This is a genomic window from Polycyclovorans algicola TG408 (genome assembly GCF_000711245.1).
GTDB lineage: Bacteria > Pseudomonadota > Gammaproteobacteria > Nevskiales > Nevskiaceae > Polycyclovorans > Polycyclovorans algicola.
On record NZ_JOMH01000001.1, the window covers coordinates 3,215,097 to 3,232,953 of the forward strand.

The following is a 17,857-nucleotide window of genomic DNA, read 5'->3' on the forward strand; positions in this document are numbered from 1 at the left end:
GGCAAGCTCACGACCCCTGCGTCACATCACGAAACATGCTGACGCGATGCCCCACATCACACCTTGTAGTAATCCGGCCGCCCCGCCAGCCACAGCTCACCCCAGAGCTTGCCGCCGCCATCGACGGTCATTACCTCGCCGGTGACGAAGCTGGCGCTGGGGCTGCTGAGGAACACACAGGCTTCGGCAATTTCCATCGGCGTGCCGGGGCGTTTCAGCGGGTTGGCCAGTGGAAACTCGGCCACGGCTTCTGGCGGATAAACGTCCAACCCTTCACTGGCCGTGAGCCCGGGCGCCACGCAGTTGACGCGAATGCCCAGCGGCGCCCACTCAACCGCCACCGTGCGCATGGCGCCCACGATGCCTGCCCGCGCGGCCTGGGTATGCGCCACGCCCGGCATGCCGCGTTCGAGCACGACAATGACGTTGACGATAGAGCCGCCGCGCTCCAGGTCGCGCCAGCGCTGCGCGGCGCGCTGCATCACAAACCAGGTGTTGCTGAGGTTGTTGGTGACCACGGCGTTCCAGCCCTTGGGGCTGATGTCGATGGCGTTTTGCGGAAACTGCCCGCCAGCGCTGTTGACCAGCAGGTCGGGCACGCCCACCTCGGACTCGATTTTTTCGAACAGGGCGACCACGTTGTCGTGCTCGCGCAACTGTGTGGCGAAGCCGTGCATGACCGCACCTTTGCCTTGGGCGAAGGCGGTCACGGCATCGAGCTTTTCCTGGGTGCGACCGGTGATGACGACGGTTGCGCCCAGCCGCGCCAGGGTGAGTGCCGTGGCGCGACCGATGCCGCTGCCGCCGCCGCAGACCAGCGCGATCTGCCCGGCAAACAGGTCATGGCGAAAGGCGGTGGGCGCGGCCCACAAACCCTCCAGCAATTCGGAACTCATGAGGCCAGCAGTTCCTTGGCAATGATCATCTTGCGCACTTCGGTGGTGCCGGCGCCGATTTCCAGCAGCTTGATGGCGCGGTACAGGCGGTTGATTTCCGATTCCCAGATATACCCGGTGCCACCGTGAATCTGCACTGCCTCGTTGAGCACCTGGTTCATGGTGTCGGCGGCGAACATCACGCTGGCGGCAGTGAGCTTGTGGATCTCGCCGCGACCGCCGTCATCGTCACCCATCACGTTGGCGGCGCGCAGGGTCTGGTAGGTGAACAGGCGCATCGATTCCACCCACACATACATCTGCGCGAGCTTGGACTGGATCATCTGGAAATCGGCAATCGGCCGACCGAACTGCTTGCGTTGCCGGGCGTAGTCAATCGACAGCGCCAGCGCCCGCTCGGCAATGCCGAGGCAGATGGGCGAAATCATCGCGCGTTCCAGGTCGAGCCCGGACATCACCACCTTGACGCCGCGGTTCTCGCCGCCCACCAGGTTCTCGACCGGCACTTTGCAGTCTTCAAACACCAGCTCGGCGGTCTGTGAGCCGCGGAAGCCCATCTTGATCAGCTTCTGCGCCACTTTGAAGCCGGGAAAATCCTTTTCAACGATGAAGGCGCTGATGCCCTGCGCGCCCTTCTCTTTGTCGGTTTTGGCGTAGACCAGCAGCACGTCGGCGACCGGACCGTTGGTGATGTAAATCTTGGTGCCGTTGAGCACGTAATGACCGCCTTCGCGGCGCGCGGTGGTGCGCATCGAGCCCAAGGCGTCAGAACCCGCACCGGGTTCGGTGAGGCCCAGCGCGCCAATCAACTCGCCCCTGCACATGCCGGGGATGTACTTGCGCTTCTGCTCGTCGTTGCCATTGCGCAGAATGTTGTGCAGGCACAGGTTTTCGTGCGCCACCCACGCCAGCCCCAGCGCGTGGTTCCAGCGGCTGATGGCCTGCAAAATCAAACCCGAGGTGAACACGTCCATGCCCGCGCCGCCCAGCTCGGTGGGCGCGGTGACACCGAAGAATCCGGTGGCACCGATCTTGGGGAAAATCTGGTCGGGCCACCACTCTTCGTTGTCCATCCGCTGCGCCAGCGGGTACACCTCGTTCTGGGCGAACTTGTCGGCTTGGGCGAGGATCTCGATTTCGTCGGTGGAAAGGCCCGTGAAGGCCTGCATCACGGACGGGCGGTCATCAATGTTGGTGCTGTCGGGCATGGGATTCTCGTTGGTGAGTCAGACTTACCCAGAGTGTCATACCGGTGACTTCCCTGGCGCTTCGTCCGATAAGGTGACACCGCGAGGGGCGGAGAGGAATCAGGCGGGGACCGTGAGCCGCTCGCGCAACGCCCGTCGGCCGGCATCGTCCAGACCCAGCGATTCGAGGTAGCCGTCCATTGACCCAAAGCCCTGCTGGACGGCGGTGAGCGCGCTTTCGAGGTAGTCCTTCTTGACCCTGAGCGCGTCGAGGATATGCAACGGCGCCTCTTTGCGGCCCCAGTGCTCGCGCACCATTCGCGCGATGCGTTCACGGCCAAAATGCGTATCGCTGAGCATGTAGTCGGCCTCGATGGCCTCGGCCGACGCCCCCAGCGCATGCAGCAACGCCGCGCAGACAAACCCGGTGCGGTCTTTGCCGGCGGTGCAGTGCACCAGCACCGGCGCATCGCCGCCGAGCAACCGCTGCAGCAGATCACGCAGGGTCTCGGCGAACTGCTGCGGAAACTGCCGGTAGGTGACGTGCATGTACGACTCAAGCGCACCGGGCTCGGCATCCATCATCTCGTTCATGGTTTTGACCATGTCGGCCGCGCCGCTTGAGTGGGGCACATCCACCGTGAGCAACTTGGCCCGCGCGTTCACCATATAAGGACTGCTCAGCTCGTTGCGCTCGCGCACCGACCGCAAATCAAACACGCTTAACGTGGGTAGTGCGGCCAGGGCCTGGTTGTCCTCGGGGGCCAACCTGGCGGCCGCTTCGGCGCGCAGTATGCGGCCACCGGCAATGCGACGACCGCCGGAAACGGGCAAGCCGCCCACATCGCGAAAGTTGGGGATGCTGTTCAGTTTGATCGTGCTCATCCGCCGATTTTATCGGGTTCGGACCCAACGCCGATGACACCCGTGCCCGAAAAGCAAAAAAGCCCTTTCGGGCTCTTGCTGACGTTTGAGAAGTCTTGATTGTTTGGTCGGGGCGACAGGATTCGAACCTACGACCTCCTGCTCCCGAAGCAGGCGCTCTACCAAGCTGAGCTACGCCCCGACACTGAAACTGCTAACCGCCTCGTGATTGGTTGTAAGCAATCAGCGAACGCATGGCCTGTTGTGATGGAGACGCGGGAAGTCGCTCCAGGGCCGCTGCGGCCTTGGCCCCATGGGCCTCGGCAAGCACGCGAGTGTACGGGATCGCATTGCTGGATTCAATTGCGGCGAGGACCTTTTCGAAGTCGTCGACGGTCCCGGTTTCGATGGCCCGTTCAATCAGATTCCGGGTGGTGGCGTCACTGTGATCACGCGCGTGAATCAACGGCAAGGTCGGCTTGCCTTCAGCCAGATCGGTGCCCACCGCCTTGCCGCTTTCGCCGGGGTCGGCGACGTAATCAAGGATGTCGTCGACCAACTGAAAAGCCATGCCCAAGTGGTGCCCAAACTGCGCGGCGGCGTCGATCTGGTCGTCCGTGGCGTCGGCACCGATGGCGCCGACACGGCAACCGGCCTCGAACAACCGCGCGGTCTTGAGCTCGATCACCCGCAGGTACCGCGCTTCAGCGACCTTGGGGTCGCCACAATTGAGGAGTTGCAGCACCTCGCCCTCGGCGATGGCGTTGGTGGCATTGGCCATCACCTGCATCACCGGCATGCGCCCCACTTCGACCATCAACTGAAAGGCGCGGGAGTAAAGGAAGTCGCCAGCCAGCACCGCCGCTTCGTTGCCCCAAAGGGCATTGGCGGTCTTGCGACCGCGGCGCAGGCCGGAGGCATCGACCACATCGTCGTGCAGCAGCGTTGCGGTATGGATGAACTCGATGGTCGCGGCCAGCAGGTCGACCTGTGCGTCGCGCCGGCCCAGCGCCGCCGCGCTGAGCAGCACCAGCGCCGGGCGCAGGCGCTTGCCGCCCGCATGAATAATGTGCGCGCCAATCTGGTCGATCAGCGCGACCTCGGACGACAAACGCTGTCGAATCAGCAGGTCGACGCGCGCCATATCGTCGGCGATCAGGTCCAAAAGTTGCGGCAGGGCCATCGATTGCTCGGGGTGGAATCTCGTTCAGGCGCGAATGATGGTCGATTTTGCGGCGCGGGTGGGCGCGAGCGGCTTTTCATTGACGGGAGCGGCCCACACCCCTAGAATCGCACGCTTCTCGCGGTCTGCCCATCGGGCCCGGCTGCGACTCCCTATCCGTAAAAGGTGGCCTAACGATGTACGCGGTGATTAAAACTGGTGGCAAACAATACAAGGTCGTCGCAGGCGAACGGCTGAAGATCGAAACCCTGGCCGCTGAAGTCGGTGCCACGGTGTCGTTCGACGAAGTGCTGATGATCGGTGAAGGTGAGCAGATCACCGTCGGCGCCCCTATGATCAGCGGCGGCAAGGTCAATGCCGAAATCCTCGCCCACGGTCGTGGCGAGAAGATCCGCATCATCAAGCACCGCCGCCGCAAGCACTATCACAAGGAACAGGGACATCGTCAGAACTTCACCGAAGTGAAGATTACTGAGATTGTCGGCGCCTGACGCCACCTCGTTCACTTAACAAAGGAAACCTGAAATGGCACACAAAAAAGCCGCCGGCTCTACCCGCAACGGTCGCGAATCCGAAAGCAAACGCCTCGGTGTCAAAAAATTTGGCGGCGAGCACGTGATTGCCGGCAACATCATCATCCGTCAGCGCGGCACCCGTTATCACGCGGGCGTCAACGCCGGTCTGGGCAAGGACCACACGGTTTTCGCCACCGCAGAAGGCAAGGTCACCTTCAACACGCGCGGCCCGCGCGGCGGCAAGACGTTCATCGACGTGCTGCCCGCCTGAGGCACTGTCAAAGTAACGCCGAAAAGCCCCGGCAACCGGGGCTTTTTTGTGTCCAGCCGGCATCGCCCCCGTTTACACTGAGAGCGTCATGAAATTCGTTGATGAAGTCCGTATCCGCGTCGAAGCCGGCAATGGCGGCGACGGCTGCGTGGGCTTTCGCCGCGAAAAATTTATCCCTTTCGGGGGCCCGGATGGTGGTGACGGCGGCGACGGCGGCAGCATCTATGCCGTGGCCGACGCCAACCTCAATACCCTGGCCGACTTCCGTTTCACACGGCGCTTCAACGCCCAGCGCGGCAGCAACGGCGGCGGCTCGGGCTGCCGGGGTGGCAACGGCGAAGACCTCGAAATCCCGATGCCGCTGGGCACCCGTATTGTCGACGAGACCACTGCCGAGCTGATTGGCGAGCTGACGCGCGACGGCCAACGCATGAAAATCGCCCAGGGCGGTTTTCACGGTCTGGGCAACACCCGCTTCAAGTCATCGGTCAACCGCGCGCCGCGCCAGTACACCAAGGGCTCGCCGGGCGATCAGCGCGACCTGCACCTTGAACTGTCGCTGATGGCCGACGTCGGCCTGCTGGGCCTACCCAATGCCGGCAAGTCGACCTTGCTCGCGCAGGTCTCGGCCGCCCGTCCAAAGATTGCCGACTACCCGTTCACCACGCTGTACCCGCAGCCGGGCGTGGTGTCGGTGGGGCCTTTCCAGTCGTTCGTGATGGTCGACATTCCCGGACTGATCGAAGGAGCCGCCGACGGTGCCGGCCTGGGCCATCGTTTTCTCAAGCACCTGTCACGCACGCGACTGATGCTGCACCTGATCGACATCCTGCCGCCAGACGGAAGTGATGTGGTCAGCAACGTGCAGACCATCAATCAGGAGCTGGCGCAGTTCAGCGAGGAGCTGGCCGCGCGCCCGCAGTGGCTGGTGTTCAACAAGATTGACCAGTTGCCGCCGGATGAGGCAGCTGCGCTGGTCAGCGGTTTTCGTGAGGCGCTGGGCCATGAGTTGCCCTGGTTTGCGATATCGGCGGTCACCGGCGCCGGCTGCGAGGCCCTGTGCGCAGCAGCGCAGCGCTGGGTCGACGAACGTGCCGAGCGGACGGCGGCCGATGAGGCCATCGAGGACGCCCGCGCCAACCCATCCGACGATGCCGCCGCCGATGCGGCAAGCGATCCGGTGCAACCGGCGCAACCAGCCGACTGAGCGGCAACTGGCCGTGAAAAAACCCGTACCGAAAACCGACCCCCGCCACGTGCTGCGCGACGCGCGGCGCTGGGTGGTGAAGATCGGCAGCTCGATGCTGACCGCCAACGGCCGCGGCCTCGACCATGACGCCATTGCCCGCTGGAGCAGTCAGATCGCGGCGCTGCGCGCCAGCGGTTGCGAAGTCGTGGTGGTGTCCTCCGGGGCGGTCGCCGAAGGCATGGCGCGACTGGCGCTGAAGTCGCGCCCCAAGGCGGTCCATACCCTGCAGGCCGCCGCCGCCGTCGGTCAGATGGGTCTAGTACGCGCCTGGGAAACGGCGCTGGGCGGCCACGACATCACCACCGCGCAGATCCTCATCACCCACGATGACGTCGGTAACCGCCAGCGTTATCTCAATGCCCGCAATGCCCTGCGTGAGCTGCTGGCCTTCGGCGTGGTGCCGGTGGTCAACGAAAACGACACCGTTGCCGTGGACGAAATTCGCCTTGGCGACAACGACCGCCTGGGCGCCATGACCGCCGGGCTGATCGAGGCCGACGTGCTGGTGATCCTCACCGACCAGCAGGGCCTGTATACCGCAGACCCGCGTACCGACAGCACCGCCACGTTAATTCACGAGGCGATGATTGATGACGACGCCCTGACCGACATGGCCGGCGACAGCAAAGGCACGCTGGGCCGTGGCGGCATGAAAACCAAACTCGAAGCCGCGCAGATGGCGGCCCGCTCCGGCGCCGCCACGCTGATCGCCTATGGTCACCATGACGACGTCTTGGGCGCGGCACAACGCGGCGACGTCATCGGCACCCTGCTGATGCCGCGCGACCCGCGTGCCGGGCTGCCCGCCCGCAAACGCTGGATTGCGGACCAACTGCAGCGCCGCGGGAAATTGCACCTCGACAGTGGCGCTGCCGACGCGCTGGAAAGCACCGGACGCAGCCTGCTACCGGTGGGCGTGACCCGGGTTGAAGGACGTTTCCAGCGCGGAGACGTGGTGGCCTGCATCGCCCCAGACGGTCAGGAGGTGGCGCGCGGCCTGAGCAATTACAACACCGACGAAGTGAACCGCCTGCTGGGTGCGCGCGGCACCGACATCGCAGCCCGCTTGGGCTATCCGGGCGACCCGGAATTGATCCATCGCGACAATCTCGTGGTGCGCTGAGCAAGCTCAGCGAATCGACACCCTACCCGCGCATCAACGGCCACGCCGAGCGCAGATACGCCATCATGCTCCACAGCGTCAGCGCAGCGGCGATGAACATCAGCCCCAAGCCCAGTGCGTACCAGTCGACCCCGAAGGTCGGCACTTCCCAAAGCATCATGCCGATGGCAGTCATCTGGAAAGCGGTCTTCCATTTGCCGATCCAGCTCACCGCAACACTCGCGCGACGCCCGAGCTCGGCCATCCATTCGCGCAGTGCCGACACGGTGATTTCGCGGCCGATGATGATGGCGACCAGAATTGCCAGCTCGCCAGACGGATCCTCGCGCAGCAGCATCACCAGGCAAACGGCAACCAGCAGTTTGTCGGCGACCGGGTCCAGGAACGCGCCGAAGTCCGAGGTCTGATTCCATTTTCGGGCCAGATAGCCGTCCAGCCAATCGGTGACGGCGGCCAATCCATAAACAATGGTGGCCGCCTGTCGTGCGTAAGGCACCGACCAGTAGAACAGCAGCAGCACCACGGGGATGGCCGCGACACGCAGCAGGGTGAGGCTCAGCGGCAGGGTCAGCTTCATCGAGGTCAGTGTAGAGCGTTGATGCCCATTTGAGGCGCGGTTTAGGGCAATTCAACCCGGAATGATGCGGTCATCCACGCGACGCGGCATAGATGCGCTCTGCCAATGTCCGCGAAACGCCATCCACTTTGGCCAACTGGTCTACCGACGCGCGCCGAACCGCCGCCAGTCCGCCAAACGCGGCCAGCAACGCGCGTTTGCGGGCCGGCCCCAGGCCTTCAATCTGGTCAAGGTCGGAGGTCAGCCGTGCCTTGTCACGCCGCGACCGATGGCCGGTGATGGCAAACCGGTGCGCCTCGTCTCGTACCCGCTGAATCAGGTTGAGGGCGGGCGAGTCCGGCGGCAGGCGCATGGGCAGCGAGCGCTCGGGCACGATGATTTCTTCCATGCCCGCGCGTCGCGTCGGCCCCTTGGCCACCGCCGCAATACGCACGCCGAGACAGTCGGCGGCTTCCAGGCCTTCGAGTGCCGCTGACAATTGCCCCTTGCCGCCGTCGATCAGCAGCAGGTCGGGGCGCTGCACCTCGCCGGACTTGACCCGCAGAAAGCGGCGCATGACGGCTTGCTTGATCGCCGCATAGTCGTCGCCGGGGGTGATGCCTTCGATGTTGAACTTGCGGTAAGAAGCCTTGGCCGGACCTTTCTCGTTGAAGACCACGCACGACGCCACCGCCAGCTCGCCGCCGGTGTGCGAGATGTCGAAGCACTCGATGCGCCGCGGCAGCGTGTCCAGCCCGAAGACCTGTTGCAGTTCGAGGAAACGGGTGTCCATGCTGGCGGCATCGGCCAGATGGGCCGACAACGCCTGATTGGCGGTGTTCTGGGCCATCTGCAACAGGCGCAACTTCGCGCCGCGCTGCGGGCGATTCAAGACAATGCGGCGTCCGGCTTGCTGACTCAGCGCGTCGCCAATCCACGCCAGCTCCTGCGGCGCATCGCTGAGCAGAATCTCGGCGGGCGCCGGCAGGTCCAGATAATGCTGGCCCAGAAAACTTTCCAGCAAGGCTTCGGCTTCGGCATGGGGTGGGTGGCGGGGAAAGTGACTGCGATGCCCCAGGTTCATGCCGTTGCGAACCGACATCACCACCACGCAGGAATGTGCGGGGTGCAGCGCCACCGCAATCACGTCGAGGTCGGCTGCACCGCCGGTCATGTTGCGGCTCTCGCGCACGCGCCGCAGAGCGGCGATCTGATCACGCACCCTGGCGGCGCGCTCGAACTCCAGCGCTTCGGCGGCGGCGTCCATTTGCTGTGCCAGCTCGGCGGCAAGTTGATCGGCCTGCCCGCCCAACAAGCGCTTGGCGTCATTGACGTCACGGGCATATTCGTCACGCTCGATCAGCGCCACGCACGGTGCCGAACACCGCTTGATCTGATGCTGCAGACAGGGCCGGTCGCGATGCGCGAAAAAGCTGTCACGACAGGGCCGAAGCTGAAAAAGCTTCTGCAACGTGACCAGGGTTTCACGGACCGCGCCGGCGCTGGGAAACGGACCAAAGTACTGGTCGCTGCCACGCTTTTCGCCCCGGTAGTAGCTGATGCGCGGATACGCGTGCGACGAGATGCGCAGGTACGGATAGCTCTTGTCGTCGCGATAAAGAATGTTGTAGCGGGGGTTCAGCTCCTTGATCAGCGTCGCTTCGAGAATCAGCGCTTCGTCTTCGGTGTGGGTCACCGTGATGTCGATGTGGCGAATCTGCGACACCATCGATTCGATGCGCGGATCACCCGAGGCCCGCAAGAAATACTGCGACACGCGCTTTTTGAGGTTGCGCGCCTTGCCGACGTAGAGCAGATCGCCGGTGGCTCCGAGCATGCGGTACACGCCAGGCTGGGTGGTCAGCTGTTGCAGGAAGCCCCGCGCGTCAAAATCACCCGGTGCGTCGGGGGCCTTAGCCTCGGTCATCAGTCTCGTCGCGATGCATAACCTGTCGGAATCAGTGCGGCGATTCCTCGTTCTCGTCGAGCAGTCCGTAGCGCATCGCCATGCGCGTCAGTTCAACATCGTTGGACACGCCCAGCTTTTCAAACAGGCGGTAGCGATAGGTGCTGACGGTCTTTGGCGAGAGGTGCAGACGGTCGGAGATATCCTGGGTGGAGTGCCCTTTGGTGACCATCAGCATGACCTGGGTTTCACGCTGGGAAAGCTGCTCGAACGGCGAGTCGGAGCGGCCCTTGACCAAGCTGGCCGCGAGGTTGCCGGCCACGTCAGCCGCCACATAATGACCGCCCGTGTTGACGCGACGAATGGCCGCCACCACTTCATCAGCCGCAGAGTCTTTACTGAGATAGCCCGAGGCGCCTGCACCCAGCAAGCGGCTGGGGTAAGGTTCTTCGAGGTGCATGGAGACGACAATGATCTTCACGTCCGGCAGGCGCTGCTTGAGGCGCCGCGTGGTTTCCAGGCCGCCGATGCCGGGCATGTTGATGTCGAGCAGCACAATGTCGACCGGCATCGTGCGAACCAACTCCAGGGCTTCTTCGCCGGTGCTGGCCTCGGCCACGACTTCCATGTCGGCCATCTCGAGCAGGACGCGCTTCAAGCCCGCCCGCACCAGACGATGGTCATCGACCAGCATGATTTTGATCATCGGTTCATTCCGTTAGGTTGCGCCACTCGCTATAAATCGCAGCTTGTCACGAATTGGCCCGTCGGCGTGTCTCAGCTTTCCGGCTTCATCTGTGGGAAAAGCAGCACGTCGCGAATACTGGCGGCGTCGGTGAGGAACATCACCAGTCGATCGATGCCAATCCCCACCCCGGCGGTGGGAGGCAGACCGTATTCCAGTGCCCGAATGTAGTCGGCATCAAAGACCATGGCTTCGTCGTCACCGGCCTCTTTGGCGGCGACCTGGGCGCGGAAGCGCGTGGCCTGATCGTCGGCGTCGTTGAGCTCCGAAAAGCCGTTGGCCACTTCCCGACCGCCGATGAAAAATTCGAAACGATCCGTCACGTCGGGATCGGCATCGCTGCGCCGTGCCAACGGTGAGACTTCCGTGGGATAGGCGGTGATGAAGGTCGGGTCGAGCAGCTTGGCCTCGACAGTCTTCTCGAAAATCTCGGTCAGTAATTTGCCCACCCCGAAACCCGGTTTGACCTCGCAACCCAGACCCCTGGCGTAGTCGGCGAGCGCCTCTCGGTCATCAAAGCCGCTGAACGCTGGATTGAATCGCGCTACCGCCTCGCGCATGGTCCAGCGGGCGAAGGGCTGCGCCAAATCGTAGTCGCGGCCCTGATACGGAAACTGCGCGGTGCCGTTGACCGTCACCGCACAGTCGCGCACCAGGGTCTCGACCAAATCCATCGCATCGACGTAGTCGGCGTAGGCCTGGTAGAACTCCAGCATGGTGAATTCGGGGTTGTGCCGGGTCGACAAGCCTTCATTGCGGAAATTGCGATTGATCTCGTAAACGCGCTCGATGCCGCCGACCACCAGGCGCTTCAGATACAACTCGGGGGCGATGCGCAGATAAAGGTCACGGTCAAGCGCGTTGTGATGGGTCACGAAGGGGCGCGCCGCGGCGCCGCCGGCAATCGCCTGCAGCATCGGCGTTTCGACTTCTTCAAAGCCGATGGCATCGAGAAACTGGCGAATGAAGCGAATGGTCTTGCCGCGCTTGGCGAAGGTTTCCTTGACCTCGGGATTGACCATCAGATCAACGTAGCGCTGGCGGTAACGGACCTCAGTGTCCGTGAGGCCCGACCATTTTTCCGGCAGCGGGCGCAGGTTCTTGACCAGCAATTCCAGCGACTCGGCCCAGATCGACAGCTCGCCGGTCTTGGTCTTGAAGATGCGCCCGCTGACACCGATGACGTCGCCCACGTCGGCGGTCTTGAAGATGTTGTAAACGTCCTCGCCCAGCGAATTGAGCTGAAAGAAAATCTGGATGCGACCGGCGCTGTCCTGCAACTGGCCAAAGCTGGCCTTGCCCATGACCCGCTTGGCCATCAGACGCCCGGCGAGCTTGAAGCGTGTTTCGATGGGCTCCAGCGCTTCCTTGTCCATCTCGCCGTACGCGCCATGCAGATGATCACTGAGGCAGTCACGGCGAAAGCTGTTGGGGTAACCGTTGCCATTGGCCTGGCCCTGCGCGCGCAACTGCGCCAGCTTGTCGCGGCGGGTGGCGATCAGGTGGTTCTCGTCTTGCGGCGCTTCGGGAGAATCATTCATAAGAGTCTGCTTTACAGGCCTTGTTTGAGGCTGGCCTCGACAAAGGGGTCAAGGTAACCATCCAGCACTTTGACGGTGTCGGCAATTTCGACGCCGGTGCGCAGATCCTTGATACGGGACTGGTCGAGCACGTAGGAGCGAATCTGGCTGCCCCAGCCGATGTCGTCCTTGGCATCTTCAATGGCCTGCTTGACCGAGTTGCGTTCTTGCAACTCCTTTTCATAGAGTTTGGCCTTGAGCATGTTCATGGCCCGGTCGCGGTTGGCATGCTGGCTGCGCTCCATCTGACAGGCGACGACGATGCCGCTGGGCACGTGCTTGATGCGGATCGCCGACTCGGTCTTGTTGACGTGCTGACCGCCGGCTCCGGAGGAGCGAAAGGTGCCGATCTCGAGATCGGCCGGGTTGATCTCGATGTCGATGTTGTCATCCACCTCGGGGCTCACAAACACGCCGCAAAAGCTGGTGTGACGACGGTTGCCGGAGTCGAACGGACTCTTGCGCACCAGCCGGTGCACACCGGTTTCAGAGCGCAACCAGCCATAGGCGTAATCGCCCTGGATGAACAAGGTCGCCGACTTGATGCCCGCCACTTCGCCGTCGGAGCGCTCCATGAGCTCCACCGTGAAACCGCGTCGCTCGCCCCAGCGCGAGTACATGCGCAGCAGCATTTCGGCCCAGTCCTGCGCCTCGGTACCGCCCGAGCCGGACTGCACATCCAGATACGCATTGGCGGTGTCCATTTCGCCGCTGAACATGCGTTGGAATTCCAACTCTTCGGCGAAAGTTTCGAAGCGTTCGACGTCCTTGATGATTTCCATCAAGGCATCGGTGTCGTTCTCGGCGCTGGCGAGTTCGAACAGTTCGGCGGCATCGGCCAGACCCAGGGTGGCAACCCGAATAGGCTCCAGAACCCCTTCCAGCCGGGCCCGCTCGCGGCCGAGATTCTGGGCGCGATCAGGGTTGTTCCACACTTCCGAACTTTCCAGTTCGGCGTTGACTTCGACGAGACGGTCCTGCTTGACGTCGTAGTCAAAGATAGCCCCGCAGGGCGTCGAAACGCGCCTGCAGGGCTGCAATACCGCCTTTTAAATGATTGAGTTCCATCGGGACTGATCGTCTTTGGGGGCGCGGAGTATGCCACCGCCCCAAGCGCCTGTTCAAAAGGTACGGGTGGGCACCCCGCCCCGAAGGCAGGCCGGACTTGAGCATCACCCCCAGTCGCCACAAAAGTACCGACCCGTGTTGCTTGCCCCATGCCGAGCCCACGACGCTCGGGCTATGCTTTATCGGGATTTTTTGGTTTTCAATCGGGGAAACACGATGAACAACGGCTTCAAGGCAGCCTTCGCGCTGCTGGGTCTGGTCGCCCTATCGACCGCAACCGCGCAATCAGACACGGGTGACGGACAACGTAAGCCGTTTCTTGAAGAGCGGCCCTATTACATCTCGCCGGCCGTGTCTTACATCATCGCCGACGGTGATCGCGGCACCGATGACGGCTTTGGCGCCACGCTGTCATTCGGCAAAAAAGTCACCTCGGGACTGACCCTGGAACTGGTCGGTGCTTTCGCACAACTCGGCACCGACAGCGGCACCGGCCTGGCCGACAACGGCGACTTCCAGCTCTATGGTCTGGGCGTCGGGGCGATGGTGTTCCCGGTCTCCAACCTGCCGAACCTTTACAGCCGCGTGAATCTGATGATCGGCGAAGCCGACAGCGCACCTGGCCTGGTTGCTGACTACGACACCACCATTTTCGACGTCGGCGTCGGCTATCTCTTCCCGGTGGCACGCAAACTCGCGATTCGTGCTGAGGCGCTGTACCGCGTCGACTCGCACAACGAAGATCAGGCGGGCATCCAGCCCAACGACAACAGCGACTTCTACGACGGCGTTTTCAGTCTTGGTGCCATCTACCGTTTTGGCGAAACCGAGTCGGACCGCATGGCCGTCGACACTGACGGCGACGGCGTACCTGACCCCGTCGATCAATGCCCCAACACCGAAAGTGGCGTGCCGGTTGACGACACCGGCTGCCCGGTCGACAGCGACGGTGACGGCGTGCCCGACAACGAGGACGAGTGCCCCGAAACGCGGGACGGCCTCGAAGTGGACGCCCAGGGTTGCCCGATCGACAGCGACGGCGACGGCATTCGCGATACCGAGGACGCGTGCCCCAACTCACCGGCCGGCGCCAAGGTGCTCGACAACGGTTGCGCCCTGTTCGGTGACTGCCGCACGCCACGTGACGGTGAAGAAGTCGACGACAACGGCTGCGCCCTGAACCCTGGATTCGTGCTGCGCGGCGTGAAGTTCGAGTTTGACTCTGAGCGGCTCACCGAGAAGGCCAAGCGCATTCTTGACGAAGTGTCCGAGGTGTTGGCGGCCTATCCGGACGTCGACGTCGACGTCGAGGGTCACACGGACCAGCTCGGCAGCGATGCCTACAACCTCAGCCTGTCAGAGCGCCGCGCGCGGGTGGTCAAGGCCTACCTGATCGACAAAGACATCGAAGCCGATCGCATGACGCCCGTCGGCTACGGGCGTAGCCAGCCGGTTGCTGACAACAGCACGGAAGAAGGTCGTGAAGAGAACCGCCGTGTGGAGCTGCGGCCCACGCGCCGCTGAGCTGACTCGTCGTTTTTGTGAACCCGCCCCGGTGACTTGCCGGGGCGGGTTTTTTGTTGCGCGGCGTTTGGGGCGGGTTGACCTGTTCGGTTGGCGGACTCTTGACCGTCCGTTCGCTCTGTTTCATGACCGGCACCGCCGGTTTTGATGGGCCTGCTGGCCGGGATTGCCCCCGGCGGTGCAGTTCCTTTTCTTGACACCAAGAAAAGGGAACCAAAAGAAGGTGCCCCACTGCCGGGCCCCGCTGTCGCGGGGTGCCCTGTGCTTCTCGCAGAGGCGGGGCCTCGCTTCAACTCGCTGCGCTCAGACAACCGCGAGTCTGATCCCGCCCCTGCTGCGATGCTCGGCCCGGTCAGACGGGGGTTGAACAGCAAAAGCCAAAGCGTCAGGGCGCGCTGCTTTTGCTTTTGTCTTTGACGTTCTCCCCCTTTGTTTCGGCCGAGCATCGGAGTGGCAGGCGAAAAGGCTTGCGCTTGTTTGAGCGAAGCGAGTTTGCGCAAGCCCGCCTGGCGCGAGAAGCGCAGGGGCCTTTGGGCTGCAAGCCCAAAGCCGAAACATGGGGTGGCTCTTTTGCTTACTTTTCTAGCAGTAGAAAAGTGAGTGCCCCGCCGGGGGCAGTCCCGGCCACTGAGCCAACAAAGCTGGTGATGTCGCCCATGTAACTCACAAGAGGGTCCATCAATCTGTCCAGCGTCGGCCATGGACCCAGCCACTAAGGCCACCCCGCCCTACCAGTAAACCGTCTCTCCAGGATCAACAACCCGAAACGTACTGTCATCAATATGCGCCGCCGCCAGGGCTGCACGCAGACGCTGCGGCGGCTCGTCCAGCGGTTCGGTGGTCAAGCGAAATGTCCCCCAATGCATCGCCAGCGACAGTCGGCTGCCGACATCCTGGTGAATCTTCACCGCCTCCTCCGGATCGACGTGCACCGGGCGCATGAAGTCTCGCGGCGCGTAGGCGCCGATGGGAATCAGCGACAGGTCGATGGGTCCGAAGCGTCGCCCGATCTCGGCGAAGTCGGGGGAATAGCCGGTGTCACCCGCGAAGAACACCTTGCGCCCGTCCGCTTCAAGGACGAAGCCCGCCCACAATCGCCGATTACGGTCGCCCAGCCCGCGCCCGGAAAAGTGCTGAACCGGCACGGCGGTGACACTGACGCCGCGACGCTTGTGACAAGCCCACCAGTCCAGCTCGGTGACCCGGCGACAGCCCAGCTCAGCGAGCAGCGTGGCATGGCCCAGCGGTGCAATCACCGCCGGCTCATGCGACTCGGCCAGCGCGCGCAATGTCGGCGCATCCAGATGGTCGTAATGGTCATGTGACAGCAGGACCGCGTCGATGGGCGGCAGGTTGGGCAAGTCGATCGCCGGCGCAATGAGGCGCTCGGGACCGGCAAACCCCAGTGGTGACGCGCGCGGCGACAGATGCGGGTCAGTGAGGATATTGAGCCCGTCCAGCTGCACCAGAAAACTGGCGTGCCCCAACCAGGTGGCCGTGGCCACCGACCGGTTGCCGCGCAGAAAACTCAGGTCGGGCCGCTGCACCTCGGGGGGTCGTCCCGCCGGCCGGTTGCGCGCCCACTCCCACAAAAAAGATGCCAACCCCGCGCTGCCGTGACGGTCGAGGCTGTGCGGGTTACAGAATCCCTGCGGTCGATGGTGCGGGGGTCGATCCATGACGGCAGCATAGCGCCGCCTTGCAAGGCCGACGATGACCGGGAACGGTATGCTTCGCCGTCAATTTTTGGTGATGTCCGTACGCATGCAGCTTTACAACACACTGACCGGCAGCAAGGCCCCGTTTACCCCGCAAGACGCGGCGCGCGTCACGGTGTATGTCTGCGGCCCCACGGTGTACAGCTACGCGCACATCGGCAACGCGCGCCCGGCCGTGGTGTTCGACGTGCTGACGCGTTGGCTGCGGCGGCAATATCCACAGGTGGTTTACGTCCGCAACATCACCGACATCGACGACAAGATCAACGCCGCCGCCGCCAAGGAAGGCGTCGACATCCGCGTGATCACCGACCGCTATGCGGCGGCGTATCACGAAGATCTGGCGGCCCTCGGCGTCGCACGGCCCGACCTTGAGCCACGGGTCACCGAGCATCTGCCGCAGATCATCGATATGGTCCAGCGCCTGATCGCCAGCGGCCACGCCTACGCGGCTGAGGGCCATGTGCTGTTTCACACCCGCAGCTACGCCGATTACGGTGCCCTGTCGCGCCGCGATGAAGAAAGTCTGCAGGCCGGTGCGCGCGTCGAGATTGCGCCCTACAAGAAGGATGCCGGCGACTTCGTGCTGTGGAAGCCGTCGAGCGCCGAACAACCCGGCTGGGATTCCCCCTGGGGGCGCGGCCGCCCCGGCTGGCATATCGAGTGCTCGGCCATGGCCGAGGCGCTGCTGGGCGAGACGCTCGACATTCACGGTGGGGGCCACGATCTGGTGTTTCCGCACCACGAAAATGAAATCGCGCAGAGCACCTGCGCCCACGGCGGTGCCCCGTTTGCCCGTTACTGGGTGCACAACGGTTTTGTGAACGTGAACGCCGAGAAGATGAGCAAGTCCATCGGCAACGTGCTGCTGGTGCGCGAGCTGTTGAAGCAGGGGCCGGGCGAAGCCATCCGCCTGGTGCTCATGACGGCGCACTACCGTCAGCCCTTGGACTGGACCGACGACGTGATTCCCGAGGCCAACAAGAAGCTCGACCGACTTTATGGCGCGCTGCGCACGCTGGCGGACGTCGAAGCGGCCCGCGATATAGCGCTTCCCGACGCCTTCAGCGCGGCGCTGGACGATGACCTCAACACCCCGCAGGCGCTGGCGGTGCTGTTCGAGCTCGCACGCGACGCCAACAAAGCCACGGCACTGGCTGAAAAGGCCCGACTCAAGGCCCAACTGCTGAGCGCCGGCGCTGCGCTGGGCCTGCTGCAGATGACGCCCGAACAATGGTTTGCGGGCGGTGAGGACGAAGCCTTGCCCGACGGCGCCGAGGCCCTGCTGGCCCAACGTGTGACGGCACGCGCCGCGAAGGACTGGGCGGGCTCAGATCGCCTGCGTGACGAACTCAAGGCGCTGGGCGTCGCGGTGGAAGACAGCAAGGACGGCCAGCGCTGGCGGCGGACATGACCCCACCACACCCCACAGCAGGCCCGATCCCACGCGCCAGACCGAGCCGCCCGGCGGG

The 17,857-nt window shown here is 63.6% G+C and carries 16 protein-coding genes and 1 tRNA gene; 6 read left to right on the forward strand and 11 right to left on the reverse strand.

What is annotated here, in order from left to right; genetic code table 11:
- Nucleotides 1-56 precede the first annotated feature (56 nt).
- The 5 genes from U741_RS0115335 to U741_RS0115355 all read right to left on the reverse strand — a co-directional run bounded on the left by U741_RS0115335 (nt 57) and on the right by U741_RS0115355 (nt 4,130).
- Nucleotides 57-896 carry an SDR family oxidoreductase gene (locus U741_RS0115335; RefSeq protein WP_029891325.1) on the reverse strand — a complete coding sequence of 280 codons (840 nt, stop codon included), beginning with the start codon at nt 894-896 and terminating at the stop codon, nt 57-59.
- Nucleotides 893-2,104, reverse strand: coding sequence for an acyl-CoA dehydrogenase family protein (locus U741_RS0115340; protein WP_029891326.1), 1,212 nt, complete (start codon nt 2,102-2,104; stop codon nt 893-895). The genes U741_RS0115335 and U741_RS0115340 overlap by 4 nt, the downstream gene beginning before the upstream one ends.
- A gap of 99 nt (nt 2,105-2,203) precedes the next feature.
- Nucleotides 2,204-2,968 (reverse strand): tyrosine-protein phosphatase, encoded by a 765-nt coding sequence (locus U741_RS18705; protein WP_052378889.1) that lies wholly within the window; start codon nt 2,966-2,968, stop codon nt 2,204-2,206.
- A 104-nt stretch (nt 2,969-3,072) separates the two neighbouring features.
- Nucleotides 3,073-3,149, reverse strand: a tRNA-Pro gene (locus tag U741_RS0115350).
- Between the two features lie 12 nt (nt 3,150-3,161).
- Nucleotides 3,162-4,130 (reverse strand): polyprenyl synthetase family protein, encoded by a 969-nt coding sequence (locus U741_RS0115355; protein WP_029891328.1) that lies wholly within the window; start codon nt 4,128-4,130, stop codon nt 3,162-3,164.
- 176 nt (nt 4,131-4,306) lie between these two features.
- Here U741_RS0115355 and rplU point away from each other — a divergent pair, with 176 nt between their 5' ends.
- The 4 genes from rplU to proB all read left to right on the forward strand — a co-directional run bounded on the left by rplU (nt 4,307) and on the right by proB (nt 7,288).
- Nucleotides 4,307-4,621, forward strand: a complete 315-nt coding sequence (rplU, locus tag U741_RS0115360) for a 50S ribosomal protein L21 (protein ID WP_029891329.1) — start codon at nt 4,307-4,309, stop codon at nt 4,619-4,621.
- 34 nt (nt 4,622-4,655) lie between these two features.
- The gene (gene rpmA, locus U741_RS0115365; RefSeq protein WP_029891330.1) at nt 4,656-4,916 is read left to right on the forward strand and encodes a 50S ribosomal protein L27; all 261 of its coding nucleotides are present in this window, start codon (nt 4,656-4,658) and stop codon (nt 4,914-4,916) included.
- 88 nt (nt 4,917-5,004) lie between these two features.
- Nucleotides 5,005-6,123 (forward strand): Obg family GTPase CgtA, encoded by a 1,119-nt coding sequence (gene cgtA / locus U741_RS0115370; RefSeq protein WP_052378890.1) that lies wholly within the window; start codon nt 5,005-5,007, stop codon nt 6,121-6,123.
- Between the two features lie 7 nt (nt 6,124-6,130).
- Nucleotides 6,131-7,288 (forward strand): glutamate 5-kinase, encoded by a 1,158-nt coding sequence (proB, locus tag U741_RS0115375; protein WP_436240269.1) that lies wholly within the window; start codon nt 6,131-6,133, stop codon nt 7,286-7,288.
- Nucleotides 7,289-7,310: 22 nt separating this feature from the next.
- Here proB and pgsA read toward each other — a convergent pair whose 3' ends face one another.
- From pgsA to prfB, 5 genes are all read right to left on the reverse strand, one after another.
- Nucleotides 7,311-7,865 (reverse strand): CDP-diacylglycerol--glycerol-3-phosphate 3-phosphatidyltransferase, encoded by a 555-nt coding sequence (gene pgsA / locus U741_RS0115380; protein WP_029891333.1) that lies wholly within the window; start codon nt 7,863-7,865, stop codon nt 7,311-7,313.
- Between the two features lie 70 nt (nt 7,866-7,935).
- Entirely contained in the window at nt 7,936-9,771 is a 1,836-nt protein-coding gene (gene uvrC / locus U741_RS0115385; RefSeq protein WP_029891334.1) for an excinuclease ABC subunit UvrC, read from the reverse strand.
- A 31-nt stretch (nt 9,772-9,802) separates the two neighbouring features.
- The gene (uvrY, locus tag U741_RS0115390; RefSeq protein ID WP_029891335.1) at nt 9,803-10,456 is read right to left on the reverse strand and encodes a UvrY/SirA/GacA family response regulator transcription factor; all 654 of its coding nucleotides are present in this window, start codon (nt 10,454-10,456) and stop codon (nt 9,803-9,805) included.
- A gap of 71 nt (nt 10,457-10,527) precedes the next feature.
- Nucleotides 10,528-12,036 carry a lysine--tRNA ligase gene (lysS, locus tag U741_RS0115395; protein ID WP_029891336.1) on the reverse strand — a complete coding sequence of 503 codons (1,509 nt, stop codon included), beginning with the start codon at nt 12,034-12,036 and terminating at the stop codon, nt 10,528-10,530.
- 11 nt (nt 12,037-12,047) lie between these two features.
- Nucleotides 12,048-13,143 (reverse strand): peptide chain release factor 2 gene (gene prfB / locus U741_RS0115400; protein ID WP_152551637.1). Its coding sequence is split into 2 segments (ribosomal slippage): nt 12,048-13,070 and nt 13,072-13,143, totalling 1,095 coding nucleotides; the frame shifts between segments, so codons are not numbered across the junction.
- A 216-nt stretch (nt 13,144-13,359) separates the two neighbouring features.
- On the opposite strand from prfB, the gene U741_RS18710 reads away from it, so the two are divergent.
- Nucleotides 13,360-14,667, forward strand: a complete 1,308-nt coding sequence (locus U741_RS18710) for an OmpA family protein (RefSeq protein WP_052378891.1) — start codon at nt 13,360-13,362, stop codon at nt 14,665-14,667.
- 728 nt (nt 14,668-15,395) lie between these two features.
- Here U741_RS18710 and U741_RS0115410 read toward each other — a convergent pair.
- On the reverse strand, nt 15,396-16,346 hold the full coding sequence (locus U741_RS0115410; RefSeq protein ID WP_084154925.1) for an MBL fold metallo-hydrolase: 951 nt from the start codon (nt 16,344-16,346) through the stop codon (nt 15,396-15,398).
- Between the two features lie 73 nt (nt 16,347-16,419).
- Here U741_RS0115410 and cysS point away from each other — a divergent pair, with 73 nt between their 5' ends.
- Nucleotides 16,420-17,799, forward strand: a complete 1,380-nt coding sequence (gene cysS / locus U741_RS0115415; RefSeq protein WP_029891340.1) for a cysteine--tRNA ligase — start codon at nt 16,420-16,422, stop codon at nt 17,797-17,799.
- Nucleotides 17,800-17,857 lie beyond the last annotated feature (58 nt).

Coding starts and splice junctions, on each gene's coding strand:
- U741_RS0115335 (WP_029891325.1), bottom strand. CDS start 896: ATGAGTTCCGAATTGCTGGAGGGTTTGTGGGCCGCGCCCACCGCCTTT.
- U741_RS0115340 (WP_029891326.1), bottom strand. CDS start 2,104: ATGCCCGACAGCACCAACATTGATGACCGCCCGTCCGTGATGCAGGCC.
- U741_RS18705 (WP_052378889.1), bottom strand. CDS start 2,968: ATGAGCACGATCAAACTGAACAGCATCCCCAACTTTCGCGATGTGGGC.
- U741_RS0115355 (WP_029891328.1), bottom strand. CDS start 4,130: ATGGCCCTGCCGCAACTTTTGGACCTGATCGCCGACGATATGGCGCGC.
- rplU (WP_029891329.1), top strand. CDS start 4,307: ATGTACGCGGTGATTAAAACTGGTGGCAAACAATACAAGGTCGTCGCA.
- rpmA (WP_029891330.1), top strand. CDS start 4,656: ATGGCACACAAAAAAGCCGCCGGCTCTACCCGCAACGGTCGCGAATCC.
- cgtA (WP_052378890.1), top strand. CDS start 5,005: ATGAAATTCGTTGATGAAGTCCGTATCCGCGTCGAAGCCGGCAATGGC.
- pgsA (WP_029891333.1), bottom strand. CDS start 7,865: ATGAAGCTGACCCTGCCGCTGAGCCTCACCCTGCTGCGTGTCGCGGCC.
- uvrC (WP_029891334.1), bottom strand. CDS start 9,771: ATGACCGAGGCTAAGGCCCCCGACGCACCGGGTGATTTTGACGCGCGG.
- uvrY (WP_029891335.1), bottom strand. CDS start 10,456: ATGATCAAAATCATGCTGGTCGATGACCATCGTCTGGTGCGGGCGGGC.
- lysS (WP_029891336.1), bottom strand. CDS start 12,036: ATGAATGATTCTCCCGAAGCGCCGCAAGACGAGAACCACCTGATCGCC.
- U741_RS18710 (WP_052378891.1), top strand. CDS start 13,360: ATGAACAACGGCTTCAAGGCAGCCTTCGCGCTGCTGGGTCTGGTCGCC.
- U741_RS0115410 (WP_084154925.1), bottom strand. CDS start 16,346: ATGGATCGACCCCCGCACCATCGACCGCAGGGATTCTGTAACCCGCAC.
- cysS (WP_029891340.1), top strand. CDS start 16,420: ATGTCCGTACGCATGCAGCTTTACAACACACTGACCGGCAGCAAGGCC.